Origin of the sequence: Variovorax sp. PAMC26660, from assembly GCF_014302995.1 — a bacterium.
Taxonomy (GTDB): Bacteria; Pseudomonadota; Gammaproteobacteria; order Burkholderiales; family Burkholderiaceae_C; genus Variovorax.
In genome coordinates this window covers 1,834,010-1,849,541 of record NZ_CP060295.1, presented here as the reverse complement: position 1 = coordinate 1,849,541, position 15,532 = coordinate 1,834,010, and the positions used below count along the sequence as shown (strand labels likewise).

General features: G+C 66.8%; 16 protein-coding genes and 1 tRNA gene. 6 read left to right on the top strand and 11 right to left on the bottom strand.

Annotation, left to right across the window (positions count from 1 at the left end; genetic code table 11):
• Positions 1–3: 3 nt before the first annotated feature.
• The 6 genes from rutF to rutA form a co-directional block, all read right to left on the bottom strand.
• On the bottom strand, positions 4–540 hold the full coding sequence (gene rutF / locus H7F35_RS08875) for an NADH-dependent FMN reductase RutF (protein WP_410010769.1): 537 nt from the start codon (positions 538–540) through the stop codon (positions 4–6).
• A gap of 25 nt (positions 541–565) precedes the next feature.
• Positions 566–1,162, bottom strand: coding sequence for a malonic semialdehyde reductase (locus H7F35_RS08870; protein WP_187112538.1), 597 nt, complete (start codon positions 1,160–1,162; stop codon positions 566–568).
• Complete coding sequence (rutD, locus tag H7F35_RS08865) at positions 1,159–1,974, bottom strand: pyrimidine utilization protein D (protein ID WP_187112537.1); 816 nt, start codon at positions 1,972–1,974, stop codon at positions 1,159–1,161. The genes H7F35_RS08870 and rutD overlap by 4 nt, the downstream gene beginning before the upstream one ends.
• Before the next feature lie 82 nt (positions 1,975–2,056).
• Positions 2,057–2,449, bottom strand: coding sequence for a pyrimidine utilization protein C (gene rutC, locus H7F35_RS08860; protein ID WP_187112536.1), 393 nt, complete (start codon positions 2,447–2,449; stop codon positions 2,057–2,059).
• A gap of 21 nt (positions 2,450–2,470) precedes the next feature.
• Positions 2,471–3,262: a pyrimidine utilization protein B gene (gene rutB / locus H7F35_RS08855; RefSeq protein WP_261803575.1), complete on the bottom strand. Its 792-nt coding sequence runs from the start codon at positions 3,260–3,262 to the stop codon at positions 2,471–2,473.
• A 14-nt stretch (positions 3,263–3,276) separates the two neighbouring features.
• Entirely contained in the window at positions 3,277–4,389 is a 1,113-nt protein-coding gene (rutA, locus tag H7F35_RS08850) for a pyrimidine utilization protein A (RefSeq protein ID WP_187112535.1), read from the bottom strand.
• Between the two features lie 216 nt (positions 4,390–4,605).
• Between rutA and H7F35_RS08845 the strand changes: the two genes are divergently transcribed.
• The 3 genes from H7F35_RS08845 to H7F35_RS08835 all read left to right on the top strand — a co-directional run bounded on the left by H7F35_RS08845 (position 4,606) and on the right by H7F35_RS08835 (position 6,716).
• A complete protein-coding gene (locus H7F35_RS08845; RefSeq protein WP_187112534.1) occupies positions 4,606–5,058 on the top strand; it encodes a YybH family protein in 453 nt (150 codons plus the stop codon).
• A 62-nt stretch (positions 5,059–5,120) separates the two neighbouring features.
• Entirely contained in the window at positions 5,121–6,146 is a 1,026-nt protein-coding gene (locus tag H7F35_RS08840) for a YheT family hydrolase (protein WP_187114199.1), read from the top strand.
• A 6-nt stretch (positions 6,147–6,152) separates the two neighbouring features.
• Positions 6,153–6,716 (top strand): DUF2946 family protein, encoded by a 564-nt coding sequence (locus H7F35_RS08835; protein WP_187112533.1) that lies wholly within the window; start codon positions 6,153–6,155, stop codon positions 6,714–6,716.
• A gap of 67 nt (positions 6,717–6,783) precedes the next feature.
• Here the strand turns inward: H7F35_RS08835 and H7F35_RS08830 are convergent, their stop codons facing one another.
• The 4 genes from H7F35_RS08830 to H7F35_RS08815 form a co-directional block, all read right to left on the bottom strand.
• Entirely contained in the window at positions 6,784–7,422 is a 639-nt protein-coding gene (locus H7F35_RS08830) for a c-type cytochrome (protein WP_187112532.1), read from the bottom strand.
• A gap of 115 nt (positions 7,423–7,537) precedes the next feature.
• Positions 7,538–8,956 (bottom strand): efflux transporter outer membrane subunit, encoded by a 1,419-nt coding sequence (locus H7F35_RS08825; RefSeq protein ID WP_187112531.1) that lies wholly within the window; start codon positions 8,954–8,956, stop codon positions 7,538–7,540.
• Entirely contained in the window at positions 8,949–12,113 is a 3,165-nt protein-coding gene (locus H7F35_RS08820) for an efflux RND transporter permease subunit (RefSeq protein WP_187112530.1), read from the bottom strand. Before H7F35_RS08820 ends, H7F35_RS08825 begins: the two co-directional genes overlap by 8 nt.
• 16 nt (positions 12,114–12,129) lie before the next feature.
• Positions 12,130–13,431 (bottom strand): efflux RND transporter periplasmic adaptor subunit, encoded by a 1,302-nt coding sequence (locus H7F35_RS08815; RefSeq protein ID WP_187112529.1) that lies wholly within the window; start codon positions 13,429–13,431, stop codon positions 12,130–12,132.
• Between the two features lie 177 nt (positions 13,432–13,608).
• Here H7F35_RS08815 and H7F35_RS08810 point away from each other — a divergent pair, with 177 nt between their 5' ends.
• The 3 genes from H7F35_RS08810 (at position 13,609) to H7F35_RS08800 (ending at position 14,689) form a co-directional block, all read left to right on the top strand.
• Positions 13,609–14,292, top strand: coding sequence for a TetR family transcriptional regulator (locus H7F35_RS08810; RefSeq protein ID WP_187112528.1), 684 nt, complete (start codon positions 13,609–13,611; stop codon positions 14,290–14,292).
• A gap of 42 nt (positions 14,293–14,334) precedes the next feature.
• A tRNA-Arg gene (locus H7F35_RS08805) sits at positions 14,335–14,409 on the top strand.
• 52 nt (positions 14,410–14,461) lie between these two features.
• Entirely contained in the window at positions 14,462–14,689 is a 228-nt protein-coding gene (locus tag H7F35_RS08800; protein ID WP_187112527.1) for a hypothetical protein, read from the top strand.
• Between the two features lie 29 nt (positions 14,690–14,718).
• Here H7F35_RS08800 and H7F35_RS08795 read toward each other — a convergent pair whose 3' ends face one another.
• Complete coding sequence (locus H7F35_RS08795; protein WP_187112526.1) at positions 14,719–15,483, bottom strand: AraC family transcriptional regulator; 765 nt, start codon at positions 15,481–15,483, stop codon at positions 14,719–14,721.
• Positions 15,484–15,532 lie beyond the last annotated feature (49 nt).

Below are 15,532 nucleotides of genomic sequence, written 5' to 3'. Positions count from 1 at the left end.
GAGTCAGTGCTGCGGCGGCACCGCGATCTCGTGATAGCGGCGATCGAAGTAGATCAACCCCTGCGCCGCACCGCCGATGGCAATGGCCACCGCTTCGCAGAACAGCACATCGTGCGTGCCCGCATGCGTGGCGTGCAGCACGCGGCAGTCGAATGACACGGCCGCGTCGTCGAGCATCGGCGAGCCGGTGGTCTTGCGGCTCCAGTTGCCGGCCGCGAAGCGTTCGTCCATCGGCGTCTTGCCGCCGAACAGCGCGGAGAGCGTCTGGTGCCCCGCGGCCAGCACGTTCACGCACAGCACGCCGTTGGCCTTGAAAGCCGGGTACACCGAGGCCGAGCGGTTCAGGCACACCAGCAGCATCGGTGGTTCGTCGGTCACGCTGCATACCGCCGAGGCTGTGAAGCCGGCGCGTCCCGCGGGGCCGTCGGTGGTGATGATGTTGACCGCCGCGCCCAGCCGCGCCATCGCATTGCGGTAGTCGGCCTTGGGCAAGCCGGGCGGCAGTCCTGTCGGGTTCGGTGCAAGGGGATGAGAGGCCATCGCGTTCAGCATGTCGGTGACGCTTTCAGGCCAGCAGGCAGGCTTCGTCGAAGGGCAACCGCGGCAGGCGGCTGAACACCTTCGACGCATCGCCGTGGCCGAGGTTGATGAGGAAGTTGACGCTCCAGTCGGTGCCCTCGAAGAAGGCGGCATCGACCTTCGACTTGTCGAAGCCCGACATCGGGCCGGCGTCCAGGCCCACGGCGCGCGCCGCGAGCAGCAGGTAGCCGGCCTGCAGGCTGGCATTGCGAAAGGCGGTCTCGTGTGCGGCCTCGGGACTGCCGGTGAACCAGCTGCGCGCATCGGCATGCGGAAACAGCGTGGGCAGCTTGTCGTAGAACTTGCGGTCCCATGCGGCGATCACGGTGACCGGCGCCGTCATGGTCTTGTCGAGGTTGCCCTTCGACAGTGCGGGCGCAAGGCGTTGCTTGCCTTCGGGCGTTCGCACGAACACGAAGCGCGCGGGCGAGCAGTTGGCCGAGGTCGGGCCGAGGCTGGCCAGCGCGTAGATCTGCTGCAGTTGCGCGTCGGACACCGGTTCGTCGGTCCAGCCGTTGTGGCTGCGCGCGCCGGTGAAAAGAAGCGACAGGGCTGCGTCGTCGAGCGTGGATGTGGTGGTCATGCGGGGACTGTGGATTGGGCGGGTGCGCTGACCCGCGAGAGAAAGTCGAGCAGGCTGCGGTTGAAGGCGTTGGCCTCGGTCACGCTGTGCGCATGGCCGCCGTGCGGCATGAAGTCGAGCGTCACGTCGCGCAGGCCATCGGCCAGGCGCTGCGAGCAGGTCCAGGGCACGAGCACGTCGTCCTTGGCGGCGGCGACCAGCGTGGGGGCGGCGATGTCGGCCAGGCGCGCGTCGATATCGAAGGCGCGCAGCGCGGCGATGCGCGCGCGCATGTTGGTCTCGCCGGGGAAATGCGCGAAGGCGTGGTCGACTTCATCGGCCACGCGTTGCGCGTGTTCGGCACACCACGCGGCGGGGTACAGAAAGATCGGCTGCGCTTCCACGTAAGCACGCGGGCCGCTGGCGCTCAGCAGCGTGAGCCGCGCATCGAAGCAGCGCGTCGAATGCGGGTTGGGCTTCGACCATGCGTTGATGAGCACCAGACTGGCAATGCGTTGGAGCGCATCGAGTGCGAGCTGCAGGCCGACCAGTCCACCGAGCGCATGACCGATGAAGTGGCACTGCGCGGTGTTCGTGGCGTCGAGTATTTCAATCACATCGCGCGCCATGTCGGCAATCGCATAGGCCTCGGGCAATGCGGCGGGGCTGCGGCCCGTGCCGCGCTGGTCGTACGCGACGACGCGGTAGCCCGCGTCGACCAGCGTGCCGAGTTGCGGCTGCCAGAAACCGGCCGAGCCGCCGAGGCCGGATGACAGCAGCACGGTGGCCGCTGCATCGGACGGCCCGTGCACCTCGTAGTGCAGCGCGGTCATTGGTGCACCTTTGGCGCTACGCGCCTTCCCGCCAGGCGGGAGCGAGCTTGCTTGGGGCGGCCCGGCGCGGCGCTCATGGCGTTCAGGCCTTGTTGCCGATGTGGGCGATCGAGGCAATCTCGATCAGCGCATCGGGCTTCACGAGGCCGCACTGGATGCAATAGCGCGCGGGCTTGGTGCCGGGAAAGAAGTCGGCATACACCGCGTTGATCTTCGCGTAGTCGGCCCAGTCCTTGAGCATGATCTGGTTGAAGGTCACGTCGTCCATGGTGCCGCCGGCGGCTTCGACCACGCCCTGGATGGTGGTGAGCACGTGCCGCGCTTGCGCGGCGGCGTCGCCGACATGGACCACGTTGTTGTCCTTGTCGAAGGGCAGCGTGCCCGAGACGTAGAGCACGCCGTCGGCGAGCGTGCCGGGGACGTAAGGGGCGAGCGGCACGCCGGTGCCGGGCGGGATGATGGCTTGCTTGGGCATTCGGGAACTCCTTGAAGTGAATCAGGCGATGGCCGCTTCGGCCGCTGTGGATTGGGGAAGGGCTCGCGGTGCGAAGGTGCTGCAGAACTGGTCCACCGTGGAGACCCATCCGAAGAAGGTCTCGACGTTGTAGACCGAGGCCTTCTGGATCGCGGGGCCGCCCAGTTCATGCGTCGCGTCTTCGAGCATCACGGCGAAATATTCGAGGTGGAAGGCATCGCGCAGCGTCGACTCGACGCACACGTTGGTCGCAATGCCGGTGAACACGAGGTGGCGGATGCCGCGTGCGCGCAGCGTGCTGTCGAGCGTGCTGTTGAAGAAGCCGCTGTAGCGCGTCTTGGGCACGACGATGTCGCCGGGCTGTGGCTTCATCTGGTCGATGAGTTCGTAGTCCCAGCCGCCCTTGGCGAGGAACTTGCCCTGCAGCTCGGGCTTGGCGCGCATGGTTTTGAGCGCGTTCGACTTGTGCCAGTTGGGCGAGCCGGGGCCGCCTGCTTCTACATAGGCCGCGTCCCAGCCGTTCTGCAGGAACACGACCAGCATGCCGGCCGCCCGCGCCGCCGCGATGCTGCGCGCGATGTTCGCGATGGTGCCTTGCGCGCCGGAGATGTCGAAGCCGGCCGAGTCGACATAGCCGCCGATCGATGCATAGGCGTTCTGCATGTCGACCACGATGAGCGCGGAGTCTGTGGCGTGCAGTGCGAGCGGTTCGGGGCGCGCGGGCAGCACCAGCGGTGCGGGTGCACCGGGCAGGCGCGGCGCGCCGACTGGCGTGGTCGAGGTGAGGGTGGTGTTGCGTGCGGGCGTGGTCATGTGCGTCTCCTTCTTCAGGCGGCCAGGCGCTCGGGCTCGACCTGCGACGGCACGGGGCTTTGCACATGCGCACGGCTTTTCATCAGCGGCTGGATGCGCTCGCCGAAGGCTTCGACGCCCTGCACGAAGTCATCGAAGGTCAGCAGCACGCCTTCGGTGCCGGGCACCTCGGCCACTTCGTCGAGCAGGCGCGCGACGGTTTCATACGAGCCCACGAGCGTGCCCATGTTGATGTTCACGGCCGAGGTCGGGTCGGCCATCTGGCGCACGTTGGTGTCGGCGCCGGACTTGGTATCGGCCGCGCCCTGCTGGCCCAGCCAGGCGATGGCTTCATGGTCGGCGCCGGCCTTGTAGTGCTCCCACTTGGCGCGCGCGGCCTCGTCGGTTTCATCGGCGATCACCATCATCAGCACGTAGGTGGTGACGTGGCGGCCGGTCTTGCGCGTGGCCTCGATGAGCTTTTCAGCCGCGGGCGCGAAGGCCTTCGGCGTGTTCACGCCCTTGCCGAAGCAGAAGTTGTAGTCGGCGTACTTGGCAGAAAACTCCATGCCCGAATCGCTCTGGCCGGCGCAGATCACCTTCATGTCGGCCTGCGGCTGCGGGCTCAGGCGGCAGTCGTCCATCTGGAAGTGGTCGCCCTTGAAGTCGGACTGGCCGGTGCCCCAGAGATCGCGCAGCACCTGGATGTATTCGGACAGGTACTGGTAGCGCGTGCTGAAGAACTGGTCGCCGGGCCACATGCCCATCTGCGAGTACTCGGGCCGCTGCCAGCCGGTGACGAGGTTCAGGCCGAAGCGGCCGTTGGAGATCGAGTCGATGGTCGAGCCCATGCGCGCGACGATGGCCGGCGGCATCACCAGCGAAGCGGCCGTGGCGAACAGCTTGATCTTGCTGGTGACAGCGGCAAGGCCGGCCATGAGCGTGAAGGACTCGAGGTTGTGGTCCCAGAACTCGGTCTTGCCGCCGAAGCCGCGCAGCTTGATCATCGACAGCGCGAAGTCGACGCCGTAGCGCTCGGCCTTCAGCGTGATCTCTTTGTTGAGCTCGAAACTGGGCTTGTACTGCGGCGCATTTTCGGAAAGCAGCCAGCCGTTGTTGCCGATGGGAATGAAGATGCCGACGTTCATGAAAGGGCTCCTGTTGCGGGTTGCGAAGCTCCTTGCATGCGCCGTGCCAGTTGGATAAGTCTTTTTGAATCAACGAGTTAGATCGAGTGAGCTGTTTTGTTTTGACCAAATGGTCCAAAACGGAGCGGGCGAATCGAAAGGATTGCAGCGGCACGGTGCGGGCCGGACCAAAGCGGTGCAGCGCCGGCGTCACGAACGGCGCGGCAGAATCACGCCATGCCCAAGACACCCCTGCGCGCCGCCGCGGCCATTGGCGGCACTGCCGATGACATTGAAGCCGCCTTCTACGAAGCGCTGCAACGCGGCGACATCGATGCGTTGATGGCCTGCTGGGCCGACGAGGACGAAGTGTTCTGCGTGCACCCCGGCGGCCCAAGGCTGGTGGGGGCCGTGGCGATCCGCGCGGCCTTCGAGCAGATGTTCGGCAACGGCGCGATCCACGCCCAGCCGGCGCGGGTGCGCAAGATCGAGTCGCTCGCCAGCGCGGTGCACAACGTGCTGGAGCGCATCGAAGTGCTCACGGCCGAAGGCCCGCGCCATGCCTTCGTGCTGGCCACCAACGTCTATCACAAGACTGCGCAGGGCTGGCGCCTGGTGGCGCATCACGCAAGCCCCGGCAGCGCGCGCGAGCCCGACGACGTGAACGATCCGCCCCAGACACTGCATTGATGTCCTTCGCCGTTATTTCTCCTCCTTCTTCCTCCTCTTCATCCGCCTCGCTCCAGTCGGCGATGGATTACGCGGCGCCGCGCTGGCTGCCCGGTGGCAACCTGCAGACGATCTGGGCTGCGCTCTATGCGCGGCGTTTCGACGGGCCGGCGCCGGTCTACCGCCGTGAGCGCTGGACCGCGCCCGATGGTGATTTCGTCGATGTGGATTTCGTCGACGCGCCCGCTTCGGTGGCCAAGCCGCCGCTGCTGGTGCTGTTCCATGGGCTCGAAGGCTCTTCGCGCAGCCACTACGCCGAAGCCTTCGCGGCTTTCGCTGCGTCGCGTGGCATGGCATTCGCGGTGCCGCATTTCCGTGGTTGCAGCGGCGAGATGAACCTGGCGCCGCGTGCTTACCACTCGGGCGACTTCGAGGAAATCGGCTGGATCCTGGTGCGCATGCGCGAGCAGCACGCGCTGGCCGGTGGCGGGTCGGTGCTGGCGGCAGGCGTGTCGCTCGGCGGCAATGCGCTGATGCGCTGGGCCAGCGAAGCCGGCGACACCGCGGCCCGCGTGGTGAGCGCGGTGGCCTCGGTGTGCGCGCCGCTCGATCTTGCGGCGGGCGGCGACGCCATCGGCAGGGGCTTCAACCGGCTGGTCTACACGCGGATGTTTCTCGCGACCATGAAGCCCAAGGCGCTGGCCAAGCTGGCGCAGTTCCCGGGGCTGTTCGACCGTGACCGGCTGCTGGCGGCGCGCGACCTCTACACCTTCGACGACGTGTTCACCGCGCCGCTGCACGGCTTTCGCGACACCGAGGACTACTGGGCCCGGGGCTCGGCCAAGCCGCACCTGAACCGCATCCGCGTGCCCGCGCTGGTGGTGAATGCCCGCAACGACCCGTTCATTCCCGCAAGCAGCCTGCCGCGCCCCGGCGAGGTCGGCGCGCATGTCACGCTGTGGCAGCCCGTGCAGGGCGGTCATGTGGGCTTTCCGATGGGGATGCCGCCGGGGCACGTGCAGGGAATGCCGGAACGGGTCGGCGCCTGGCTGCAGGTGCATGGCGGCGCATTGGCTGACGACGCGGGCGTGCAGCCGGCGCGAGAATGATGCGTTATGGATGACATCGTCAAACAAGCGCTTGCCAAATGGCCCAACGTGCCCGACTGCTACGGCTGGCTCGGCCTCGACGCGCGCGGCAACTGGTACATGCGCGACGACCGCACCCAGGCCCAGGGCCCGTTCCGCGTGGCCAAGGGCTCGATGCTGCGGCACGACAAGCTGATCGACTTCATCCACCGCAACTACGAGCACGACGACGAAGGGCAGTGGTTCTTCCAGAACGGGCCGCAGCGCGTCTATGTGGAGCTGGAGGCCGCGCCACTGGTATGGCGCGTGGCCGAGGAGGGCGATGGCTTCACGGTCACGGCCCATTCGGGCCAGGTGGCCGAGGTGTCTGCTTGCCTGCTCGACGAGGAAGGCCGGCTCTATCTGGTCGCGCCGATCGGTCTCGGGCTGGTTCACACACAGGACGTGGGCATTGCGGCCGAGGCCATCGAACGGGGGCTTTGGACGCCTGAGGCAGTGCAGGCCAGCGAGTTGCCGGGCCGCTTCGGGCATGTGCTGAGTCCGGCGGAACATCATTCCGACGTCGCTGCATCGTCGCTATCAAAACAATAGCCTCGCGCACGCATCGAGCATGAAAAAAGCCGGCGCTGGGCCGGCTTTGTCGATGGAGCGGGGTATCTCAGTTGGCTGCAGGTGCACTGGCCGCAGGTGCCGCAGCGGCGGCCGGGGCCGAGGCCGCAGCAGAAGCGCCTTCGGCGGGTGCCGCGGCAGCCGGACGGTCCGGCACCGGGAACTTGGCGCCACCGGCGTTGGCCATGTAGACCACGGCACGGCCCACTTCGAGGTCTTCGAAGTCGCCGCCGCCCTGAGCAGGCATGGCGCCCTTGCCCTTCAAGGCGTGTTCGAGGAGGGTGGCGTAGCCTTGGCCGATGCGAGGGCCCCAGGCCGCGGCATCGCTGAAGTGAGGTGCGCCGGGAATGCCGGGCGCGCCGTGGCAGGCGATGCACTGGGCCTTGAAGACGGCCTCGCCTGCAGCAAGCGGACGGTTGGCGTCGCGGATCTCGATGGTGCCGACCTTCTTGAGGCGGTCGGCCACTTCGCGGTCGCGTGCCTCCTTGGACACCCCGTAGAGCGCCATGTTGTCGCCCTCCGCAGTGCCCGCGGGCTTGGTGCCCGAGACCACATAGGCCACAAGACCCACGATGATCAGGATCGGGGCAATGAAGGAGAAAAATACCGCCAGCAGCAGTTGCTTCGGGTTCTTGATCGGCCCGGTGTGGGCTTCTTCTGTGGCCTGGTTATGCGGGTCTGCGCTCATGGCGTCCTCAAAATCGGGGGCTCGTCGGGGGGCTTTTTCTAACCAACCGGCGATTATAGAGAGGCCCCTTGCCTTAACGGGCAATCGGCTTCCCTATATCGGACGCCGAGGCGTCTCAGCCCTTGTCGCGTGTGGCCCAGCCGCCACCCAGCGTCTTGTACAGCGTGACCTGGTTCTGCAGTTGCAGCAGGCGCGCATTGATCGCCAGTTGCTGCGCCGTGAACAGCGAACGCTGCGCGTCCAGCAGGTCGAGCGCGCTCGCAATGCCGTTGCGATAGCGCAGGTCCGACAGCTTGAAGCGCACCCCTTCCGCGGTGGCCTGTGCGCGCTGTGCCCGCACCTCTTCGCCCAGCGTGGCGCGGCCTGCCAGTGCATCCGCCACCTCGCGGAATGCGGTCTGAACCGACTTCTCGTACTGCGCCACGGCGATCTCGCGTCCGGCCTTCGCCGAGTTGAGCGTCGCGAAGTTGCGACCCGCATCGAAGATCGGCAGCGTGACCGTGGGCGCGAAAGACCACGCCTTGGAGCCGCGATCGAACAGGCCCGAAAACTCGGTGCTGGCAGTGCCGATGCCGCTCGTCAGCGACACGCGCGGGAAGAAGTTCGCCCGCGCCGCGCCGATGTTGGCATTGGCCGCAATCAGCTGCTGCTCGGCCGCGCGGATGTCCGGCCGCTCGGCCAGCAGGTCCGAGGGCAGGCCGGCCGGCACGTCGGGCATGGGCTTGATGCCTTCCAGGCCATTGGCGCCGCCTGCGGTGGCTTCGGCCGGCACCGGAGCGCCCAGCAGCAGCGCCAGTGCGTTCTCGTCCTGCATGCGGGCGCGCTGTTGCTGCGCATAGGCGGCACGCGCCGTTTCGGCGAGCGAGTTCGCGGCCTGGAAGTCCAGTTCCGACGACACGCCGTTGTCGAAGCGCATCTTGGTCAGGCGCACCGACTCGTCGCGCGTGACCATCGTCTGGCGCGTGAGTTCGAGCAGCTCGTCGTCCGCCAGCAGCGTGAGCCAGCCGTTGGCGACCGACGCGATCAGGCTGATCTGCACGGCCTTGCGCGTTTCTTCGGTGGCAAGGTACTGCGACAGCGCCTGGTCCTTCAGTGCGCGGATGCGACCGAAGAAGTCCAGCTCCCAGGCCGTGAAGCCGAAGTTGACGCTGTACTGCGATGCCACGCTGCCCATGCCCTCGACGCCCTGCAGCGAGTTGGGGCTCGAACGCGAACCGCTGCCCGTCAGGCCCAGCGCCGGGAACAGGCTGGAGCGCTCGATCTGGAACTGTGCGCGCGCCTGCTCGATGTTGAGCACCGACACACGCAGGTCGCGGTTGTTCGCCAGCGCGGTCTGGATCAGGCCCGCCAGCCGCGGGTCGGCAAAGAAGTCCTGCCAGGGCAGGGCGGCCGAAGCCTGGCCGCCCGGTTGCGCCGGGTCACCCGGGTAGGTGGTCGGCACCGGCGCGGCGGGGCGCTCGTAGGTCGGGATCAGCGAGCAGCCGGCTAGCAGCATTGCGGCTGCCAGGGCTGTGGGAATCAGTTTCTTAGTCATGTGCTTTCTCTTCCGTGATGCCGGCGGCTTCCGCATGCCGCTTGTCGGCTTCGTGCTGGCGCGCGCTGCCCTTGAACAGGGTGCGCACGACCACGAAGAACACCGGCACAAAGATCACCGCGAGCGCCGTGCCCGTCACCATGCCGCCCAGCACGCCGGTGCCGATGGCACGCTGGCTGGCCGAACCGGCACCCGAGGCGATCACCAGCGGCACTACGCCCAGGCCGAAGGCCAGCGAAGTCATGATGATCGGGCGGAACCGCAGGTGGGCGGCGGCCAGCGCCGATTCGATGACGCCCTTGCCCTGCGCCTGCAGGTCCTTCGCGAACTCGATGATCAGAATCGCGTTCTTCGCCGAGAGGCCGATGATGGTGATCAGCCCCACCTGGAAGTACACGTCGTTCGAATAGGCCCGCAGCATGGTGGCCAGGAGCACCCCCAGCACGCCGAGCGGCACCACCAGGATCACCGACAGCGGGATCGACCAGCTCTCGTACAGCGCGGCCAGGCAGAGGAACACCGCCAGGATCGCGAAGCCGTACAGGATGATGGCCTGCGAACCCGCGAGCTTTTCTTCACGCGACTGCCCGGTCCATTCGAAGCCGAAGCCTGCAGGCAACTGCGTGGCGAGCTTTTCCATCTCGGCCATCGCGGCACCCGTGCTGAAGCCTGGGGCTGCGTCGCCGCTGATGCGGATGGCGGGATAGCCGTTGTAGCGCACCGTCTGCGTCGCACCCGTCACCCACTTGGTGGTGGCGAAGGCCGACAGCGGCACCGGCTGGCCCTGCGTGTTGCTGGCGTTCAGCTTGAGCAGGTCGTCCGGCTGCATGCGGGCCGGCGCATCGGCCTGCACCACCACGCGCTGCAGGCGGCCGCGGTTCGGGAAGTCGTTGATGTAGCTCGAACCCAGACCGGTCGACAACGTGGCATTGATCGCGTCGAAGCTCACGCCCAGGGCGTTGGCCTTGTCGCGGTCGATGTCGATCTGCAGCTGCGGCGCGTCTTCCAGGCCGTCGGGGCGAACCTGCTTGAGCACCTTGCTCTGCGAAGCCATGCCCAGCAACTGGTTGCGCGCGTTGATCAGCGCCTCGTGGCCCGCGCCAGCGCGATCCTGCAGGCGGAAGCTGAAGCCGCTGGCATTGCCCAGTTCAGGAATGGGCGGCGGGCTCAGCGGGTAGATGAAGGCGTCGCGGATGCCCGAGAGCGCACCGAAGGCACGGCCGGCCAGCGCGCTGGCCGAGTGGGCCGGGTCCTTGCGTTCCGACCAGTCCTTCAGCGTCACGAAGGCAAGGCCGGCGTTCTGGCCCTGGCCCGAGAAGCTGAAGCCCATCACACCCACCATGCTCTGCACTTCGGGCTGCTTCAGCATGAAGCCTTCGACCTGTTGCATGACCGACAGTGCGCGCTCTTGCGTCGCACCCGGCGGCAGTTGCACATTGACGATGATGTTGCCCTGGTCTTCTTCCGGCAGGAACGAGCTCGGCAGGCGCGAGTAGGTGAATACCACCGCGCCGATGATCGCGACGTAGATGATCAGGTAGCGTGCGGCGCGGCGCAGGACGCGCGCGACGACGCTTTCATAGCCCTTGGCCGTGCGCGCGAAGCCACGGTTGAACCAGCCGAAGAAGCCGCGCTTCTCATGGTGGTGGCCGGCTTCGACGGGCTTGAGCAGCGTGGCGCACAGGGCCGGCGTGAGCGACAGCGCCATGAAGGCCGAGAAGCTGATCGACGCCACCATCACCGCCGAGAACTGGCGGTAGATGTTGCCGGTCGAACCCGCGAAGAACGCGAGCGGCACGAACACCGAGATCAGCACCACCGTCACGCCGATGATGGCGCCGGAGATCTGCTTCATGGCCTTGCGCGTGGCTTCGAGCGGCGACAGCCCCTCCTCGCTCATGATGCGCTCGACGTTCTCGACCACCACGATGGCATCGTCCACCACGATACCGATCACCAGCACCATGCCGAACATGGTCAGCACGTTGATCGAGAAGCCCAGCGCAAGCAGCGTGGCAAAGGTGCCAAGCAGCGCGATCGGCACCACGATGGTTGGAATGATCGTGTAGCGCCAGTTCTGCAGGAACAGGAACATCACGACGAACACCAGCGCCACGGCTTCCAGCAGCGTCTTGACCACTTCGGTGATCGAGATCTGCACGAAGCGCGAGCTGTCGTACGGAATGGCCCACTTCACGCCCTTGGGGAAGAAGCGTTCGAGCTCGGCCATCTTGGCGCGGATCGCCTTGGCCGACTGCAGCGCGTTGCCGTTCGGGGTCGGCTGGACGCCGACGCCGACTGCCGGCACACCATTCAGGCGCGCCGAGGTGGCGTACGACTGGCCGCCGAGTTCGACACGGGCCACGTCCTTCAGCCGCACGGCCGAGCCGTCGGTGTTGGCGCGCAGCACGATGTTCTTGAACTGGTCGACGTTGGCGAGCTGGCCGTTCACGACCACGGTGGCCGCGATGGCCTGGCCGGGAATGTTCGGCAGGTCGCCGATGGTGCCGGAGGACACCTGGGCATTCTGTGCGCGGATCGCGTTGTTGACGTCGGTCGGCGACAGGTTGAAGCCCTGCAGCTTGGCCGGATCGATCCAGATGCGCATCGCGTTTTCGGAGCCGAACAATTGGGCCTGGCCCACGCCGACCACGCGCTGCAGTTCGGGCACGACGTTGCGTGCGGCGTAGTCGCCGAGCGCCACCGGGTCGAAGCTCGGATCGTCCGAAGACAGCATGACGAACATCAGGAAGTTGTTGCGCGACTTGTCCACGCGCACACCCTGCTGGGTCACGGCGGCCGGCAGGCGCGGCGTTGCGCGCGACAGCCGGTTCTGCACGTCCACCTGTGCGAGGTCGTCGTTGGTGCCGGCTTCGAAGCTGATCGTGATGGTGCCGGTGCCGTCGGCCTGGGCCACCGATTCCATGTAGATCAGCCCTGGCGAGCCGTTCATTTCACGTTCGATGACGGACAGCACGCTGTCCTCGAGCGTCTGGGCCGAGGCGCCGGGGTAGGCGACGTTGATGACGATGGCGGGCGGTGCCACCGGCGGGTACTGCGAGATCGGCAGCTGGGTGATTGCCACGCCGCCCATCACCAGGACGAACAGTGCGATCACCCACGCGAAGATCGGGCGGTCGATAAAAAATTTGGCCATGCGGGCGCGCTCCTGATTACTTCTTTTCGGCCGTGGCCGGTGCCGGCTCACCAGCCGGCTTCGCAGCGGCAGCTGCCGCCGGAGCTGCAGGTGCAGCCGGTTGGGCCGCCGCGGCAGCCGGGTTCGGCTTGGTCCACGGCACGGCCTTCACGGGCGTTCCGGGCGGCATCATCTGCAGCTTCTGGAAGCCGTCGACCATCACCTGCTCGCCGGCCTTCAGGCCATCGAGCACCACCCACTGGTTGTCCTTGGCGGCGCTGATCTTCACGGTGCGCTTGCTGATCTTGCCGTCCTTGTCGACCACCGACACGGTGTCGCCCTGCTGGGTGCGCGTGACGGCCTGCTGCGGCAGCGTGATCGCGTTGGTGGCCTGGGCCTGTTCGAGACGCACGCGCACGTACAGGCCGGGCAGCAGTTCGCCCTTGGGGTTGGGCACTTCGGCGCGCAGCGTGATCTGGCCGGTGGTCGAGTCGACCGTGAGGTCGGAGAACAGCAGCTTGCCTTCGAGGGCGTATTCGCTGCCGTCTTCCAGCACCACGCGAACGCTTGCGGCTTCTTCGCCGTTCGCGCGCTTGTACTGGCCGTCGGCCAGCGCGCGGCGCAGCTTCAGCACGTCGGTGGCCGATTGCGTGAAGTTGACGTACACGGGGTTGATCTGCTGCACCACGGCCAGCTCGGTGGCATCGCCCTGGCCCACCAGTGCGCCTTCGGTCACGAGGGCGCGACCGATGCGGCCCGCGATGGGCGAGGTCACGTCGGCGTAGCCGAGGTTGATCTTGGCGGTGGTCACGGCGGCGCGGCCGGCGGCCACGTCGGCTTCGGCGGTCTTCTGTGAAGCGACGGCAGTGGCGTATTCCTGCTTGCTCACCGCGTTGGCTTCGACCAGGGGCTTGTAGCGGTCGGCCAGGGCCTTGGCCTGGACGGCGTTGGCTTCGGCGCGTGCCAGCGTGGCTTGCGCGTTCTGCGAAGCGGCCACCAGCGGTGCCGGGTCGATGCGGAACAGCAACTGGCCGGCCTTCACATCGCTGCCTTCGCGGAACTCGCGCTTGAGCAGGATGCCTGAGGCGCGGGCGCGAACCTGGGCGACGCGCGAGGCTTCGAGACGGCCCGGCAACTCGGTCACGAGACCGACGTCGGTTGGCGCGGCCACCACCACACCCACTTCGGGCGCTGGATGGGCGCCGCCACCAGCACCACCGCCGGGGCCGGCGGGCGCGTCGCTCTTGCCGCAGCCCGCGAGGACCAGCAGAACGACGGCGGCCACGGTCGCGAGACGCGGCGAAAAGGACGATTGACGCGAAACATGCAGGAGAGGCATGCGATTCCTTTGAAGCGAAGACGGGAGATGGCGCGTTCGCGGTGCGAACGGGAAGCCAGCATAAACAGCCGGGCCATCGGGGAAGCCCGCTAGTCTACATACATTCATGGATGTATAGTGACTGCAATCAATGGCCCCACGATGCGGAAGGGGCGTTGCCTTTACAAAACAGGAGACTTGGTGGCACGTCGTACGAAGGAAGAAGCATTGGCTACGCGGCATCGATTGCTCGATGCTGCGGAGTTGCTGTTTCAGGCACAAGGCGTTTCGCAGACCTCGTTGCAGCAGATTGCGCAACAGGCGGGCGCGACGCGCGGTGCCATCTACTGGCACTTCAAGGACAAGGCCGACCTGTTCAACGCGATGATGGAACGCGTCATCCTGCCGCTCGAAGCCGGGCCGAAGGCCGTCTGCTCGTCCGCTGCGGCCGCCAGCGCCGACGACCCGCTGGCGGAAATCGAAGAGGGCATGATCCACGCGCTGACACTCATGACCACCGACCCGCAGGTGCGCCGCGTGTTCGACGTGGCGACCCACAAGGTCGAGTACACGCACGACATGGCTTCGGTGCAGCAGCGCCACCTCGATGCGCGCAATGCCTGCGTGGTCGACTTTGAAAAAGCCCTGCGACTGGCCGCACGCCGCAACCACATCCGGCTGCCTGTGCCCGGCTATGCGGCGGCGCAGGGTCTGCACGCGCTCATCAGCGGGCTCATCCAGAACTGGCTGCTCGACCCTGAAGCCTTCGACCTCGTGCCGATGGGAAAACACACGCTTCGCGTCTATCTTGCGGGGCTGGGCTTCGTTCGGACGCGGCTCGATGTCACGGTTGCGGACGACGCAGAAACCGCGGTCGCCTGATAGGCGATAATGCGTGGCTCCGGTGCTTGCCGGACCCCCTCTCTCGCTGTATTTCAACGGATAGAATTCGGCCCTCCGAAGGCTGAGATCCAGGTTCGATTCCTGGCGGCGGGACCACATTTCAAACCGGAAGCACTCAAAGGCTTCCGGTTTTTTTCTTTCCCCACCCATGACGGAGTTGACTGATCTGGACGAGGCCAGCCTCGCAGCGCATGCCGCCGAATGGCGTCGTCGTGCCTTGCGCGGCGAGAAGCAGGCGCGCGGCATTGCGCATGCCCTTGAAGCCGAAATGCGGCGGCGAACCGGGGACTCGATCATCCCCACACAGGGCGCCGACCTGGACACCCGCCCCCTGGCGTTGCGCCAGGTGACGCGTCCCTGGTGGAAGTTCTGGTGAGCGAGCCCGCCGGGCTGCCGCGTCTGTTTTCACGACATCACGAAATGCGAGGGTGAGCGCCCGAGCGTCTTGCGAAACATCGTCGAGAACGCGCCCGGACTGTCGTAGCCCAGGTCCAGCGCGACCACGGTCACGGCCTGTCCCTCCGCGAGCCGCGACAGGGCGACCAGCACGCAGGCGCGCTGACGCCACTTGCCGAAAGCCATGCCCGTTTCAAGGCTGAAGCGGCGGCTGAAGGTGCGCTCGCTGACGCTCAGCCGGCTGGCCCACATCGCGGGTGTCACGTGGATGTCGGGTTGGCGAAGAAATTCCACGCAAAGCCCGGCCAGGGCTGGGTCGCGGGGCAGAGGCACATGCAGCGGCAACGCCTGCGCGCGCGTCAACTCGTGCAGCGCGAGCCGCATCAAGGCGCCATCGCGCCCCTGCCGCTCGTAGGCGGCAGGCAGTTCGATCGCCTCTATCAGCAACTGGCGCAACAGGGGCGACACGCTCAGCACCTCGCATTGATCGCCCTTGCGCGGCACCGCGCGTGGTTCGATGTAGAGGCTGCGCGTGCTCACGCCCAGCATGCGCACCCGATGCGGCTTGCCGGCCGGAATCCAGACGCCCCGCTGCGGCGGCACCACCCAGGCGCCGTCGTCGGTGCCGACTTCCATCACGCCCGTCGCGCCGTACAGGAATTGCGCGCGCCGGTGGCTGTGCGTGTGGAGCAGCGTGTCGGGCGGGTAGTCTGTGCCGATGGCCAGCACCGGACGGTCGATGGTGTCCACGGAATCGAGCGAAATGTTGCGCATGGCGAGCTGACCTCGGATTGGCCGAAATGAAAACATTATTGGCCTGCAT

Coding starts and splice junctions, on each gene's coding strand:
- rutF (WP_410010769.1), bottom strand. CDS start 540: ATGGCCTCTCATCCCCTTGCACCGAACCCGACAGGACTGCCGCCCGGC.
- H7F35_RS08870 (WP_187112538.1), bottom strand. CDS start 1,162: ATGACCACCACATCCACGCTCGACGACGCAGCCCTGTCGCTTCTTTTC.
- rutD (WP_187112537.1), bottom strand. CDS start 1,974: ATGACCGCGCTGCACTACGAGGTGCACGGGCCGTCCGATGCAGCGGCC.
- rutC (WP_187112536.1), bottom strand. CDS start 2,449: ATGCCCAAGCAAGCCATCATCCCGCCCGGCACCGGCGTGCCGCTCGCC.
- rutB (WP_261803575.1), bottom strand. CDS start 3,262: ATGACCACGCCCGCACGCAACACCACCCTCACCTCGACCACGCCAGTC.
- rutA (WP_187112535.1), bottom strand. CDS start 4,389: ATGAACGTCGGCATCTTCATTCCCATCGGCAACAACGGCTGGCTGCTT.
- H7F35_RS08845 (WP_187112534.1), top strand. CDS start 4,606: ATGCCCAAGACACCCCTGCGCGCCGCCGCGGCCATTGGCGGCACTGCC.
- H7F35_RS08840 (WP_187114199.1), top strand. CDS start 5,121: ATGGATTACGCGGCGCCGCGCTGGCTGCCCGGTGGCAACCTGCAGACG.
- H7F35_RS08835 (WP_187112533.1), top strand. CDS start 6,153: ATGGATGACATCGTCAAACAAGCGCTTGCCAAATGGCCCAACGTGCCC.
- H7F35_RS08830 (WP_187112532.1), bottom strand. CDS start 7,422: ATGAGCGCAGACCCGCATAACCAGGCCACAGAAGAAGCCCACACCGGG.
- H7F35_RS08825 (WP_187112531.1), bottom strand. CDS start 8,956: ATGACTAAGAAACTGATTCCCACAGCCCTGGCAGCCGCAATGCTGCTA.
- H7F35_RS08820 (WP_187112530.1), bottom strand. CDS start 12,113: ATGGCCAAATTTTTTATCGACCGCCCGATCTTCGCGTGGGTGATCGCA.
- H7F35_RS08815 (WP_187112529.1), bottom strand. CDS start 13,431: ATGCCTCTCCTGCATGTTTCGCGTCAATCGTCCTTTTCGCCGCGTCTC.
- H7F35_RS08800 (WP_187112527.1), top strand. CDS start 14,462: ATGACGGAGTTGACTGATCTGGACGAGGCCAGCCTCGCAGCGCATGCC.
- H7F35_RS08795 (WP_187112526.1), bottom strand. CDS start 15,483: ATGCGCAACATTTCGCTCGATTCCGTGGACACCATCGACCGTCCGGTG.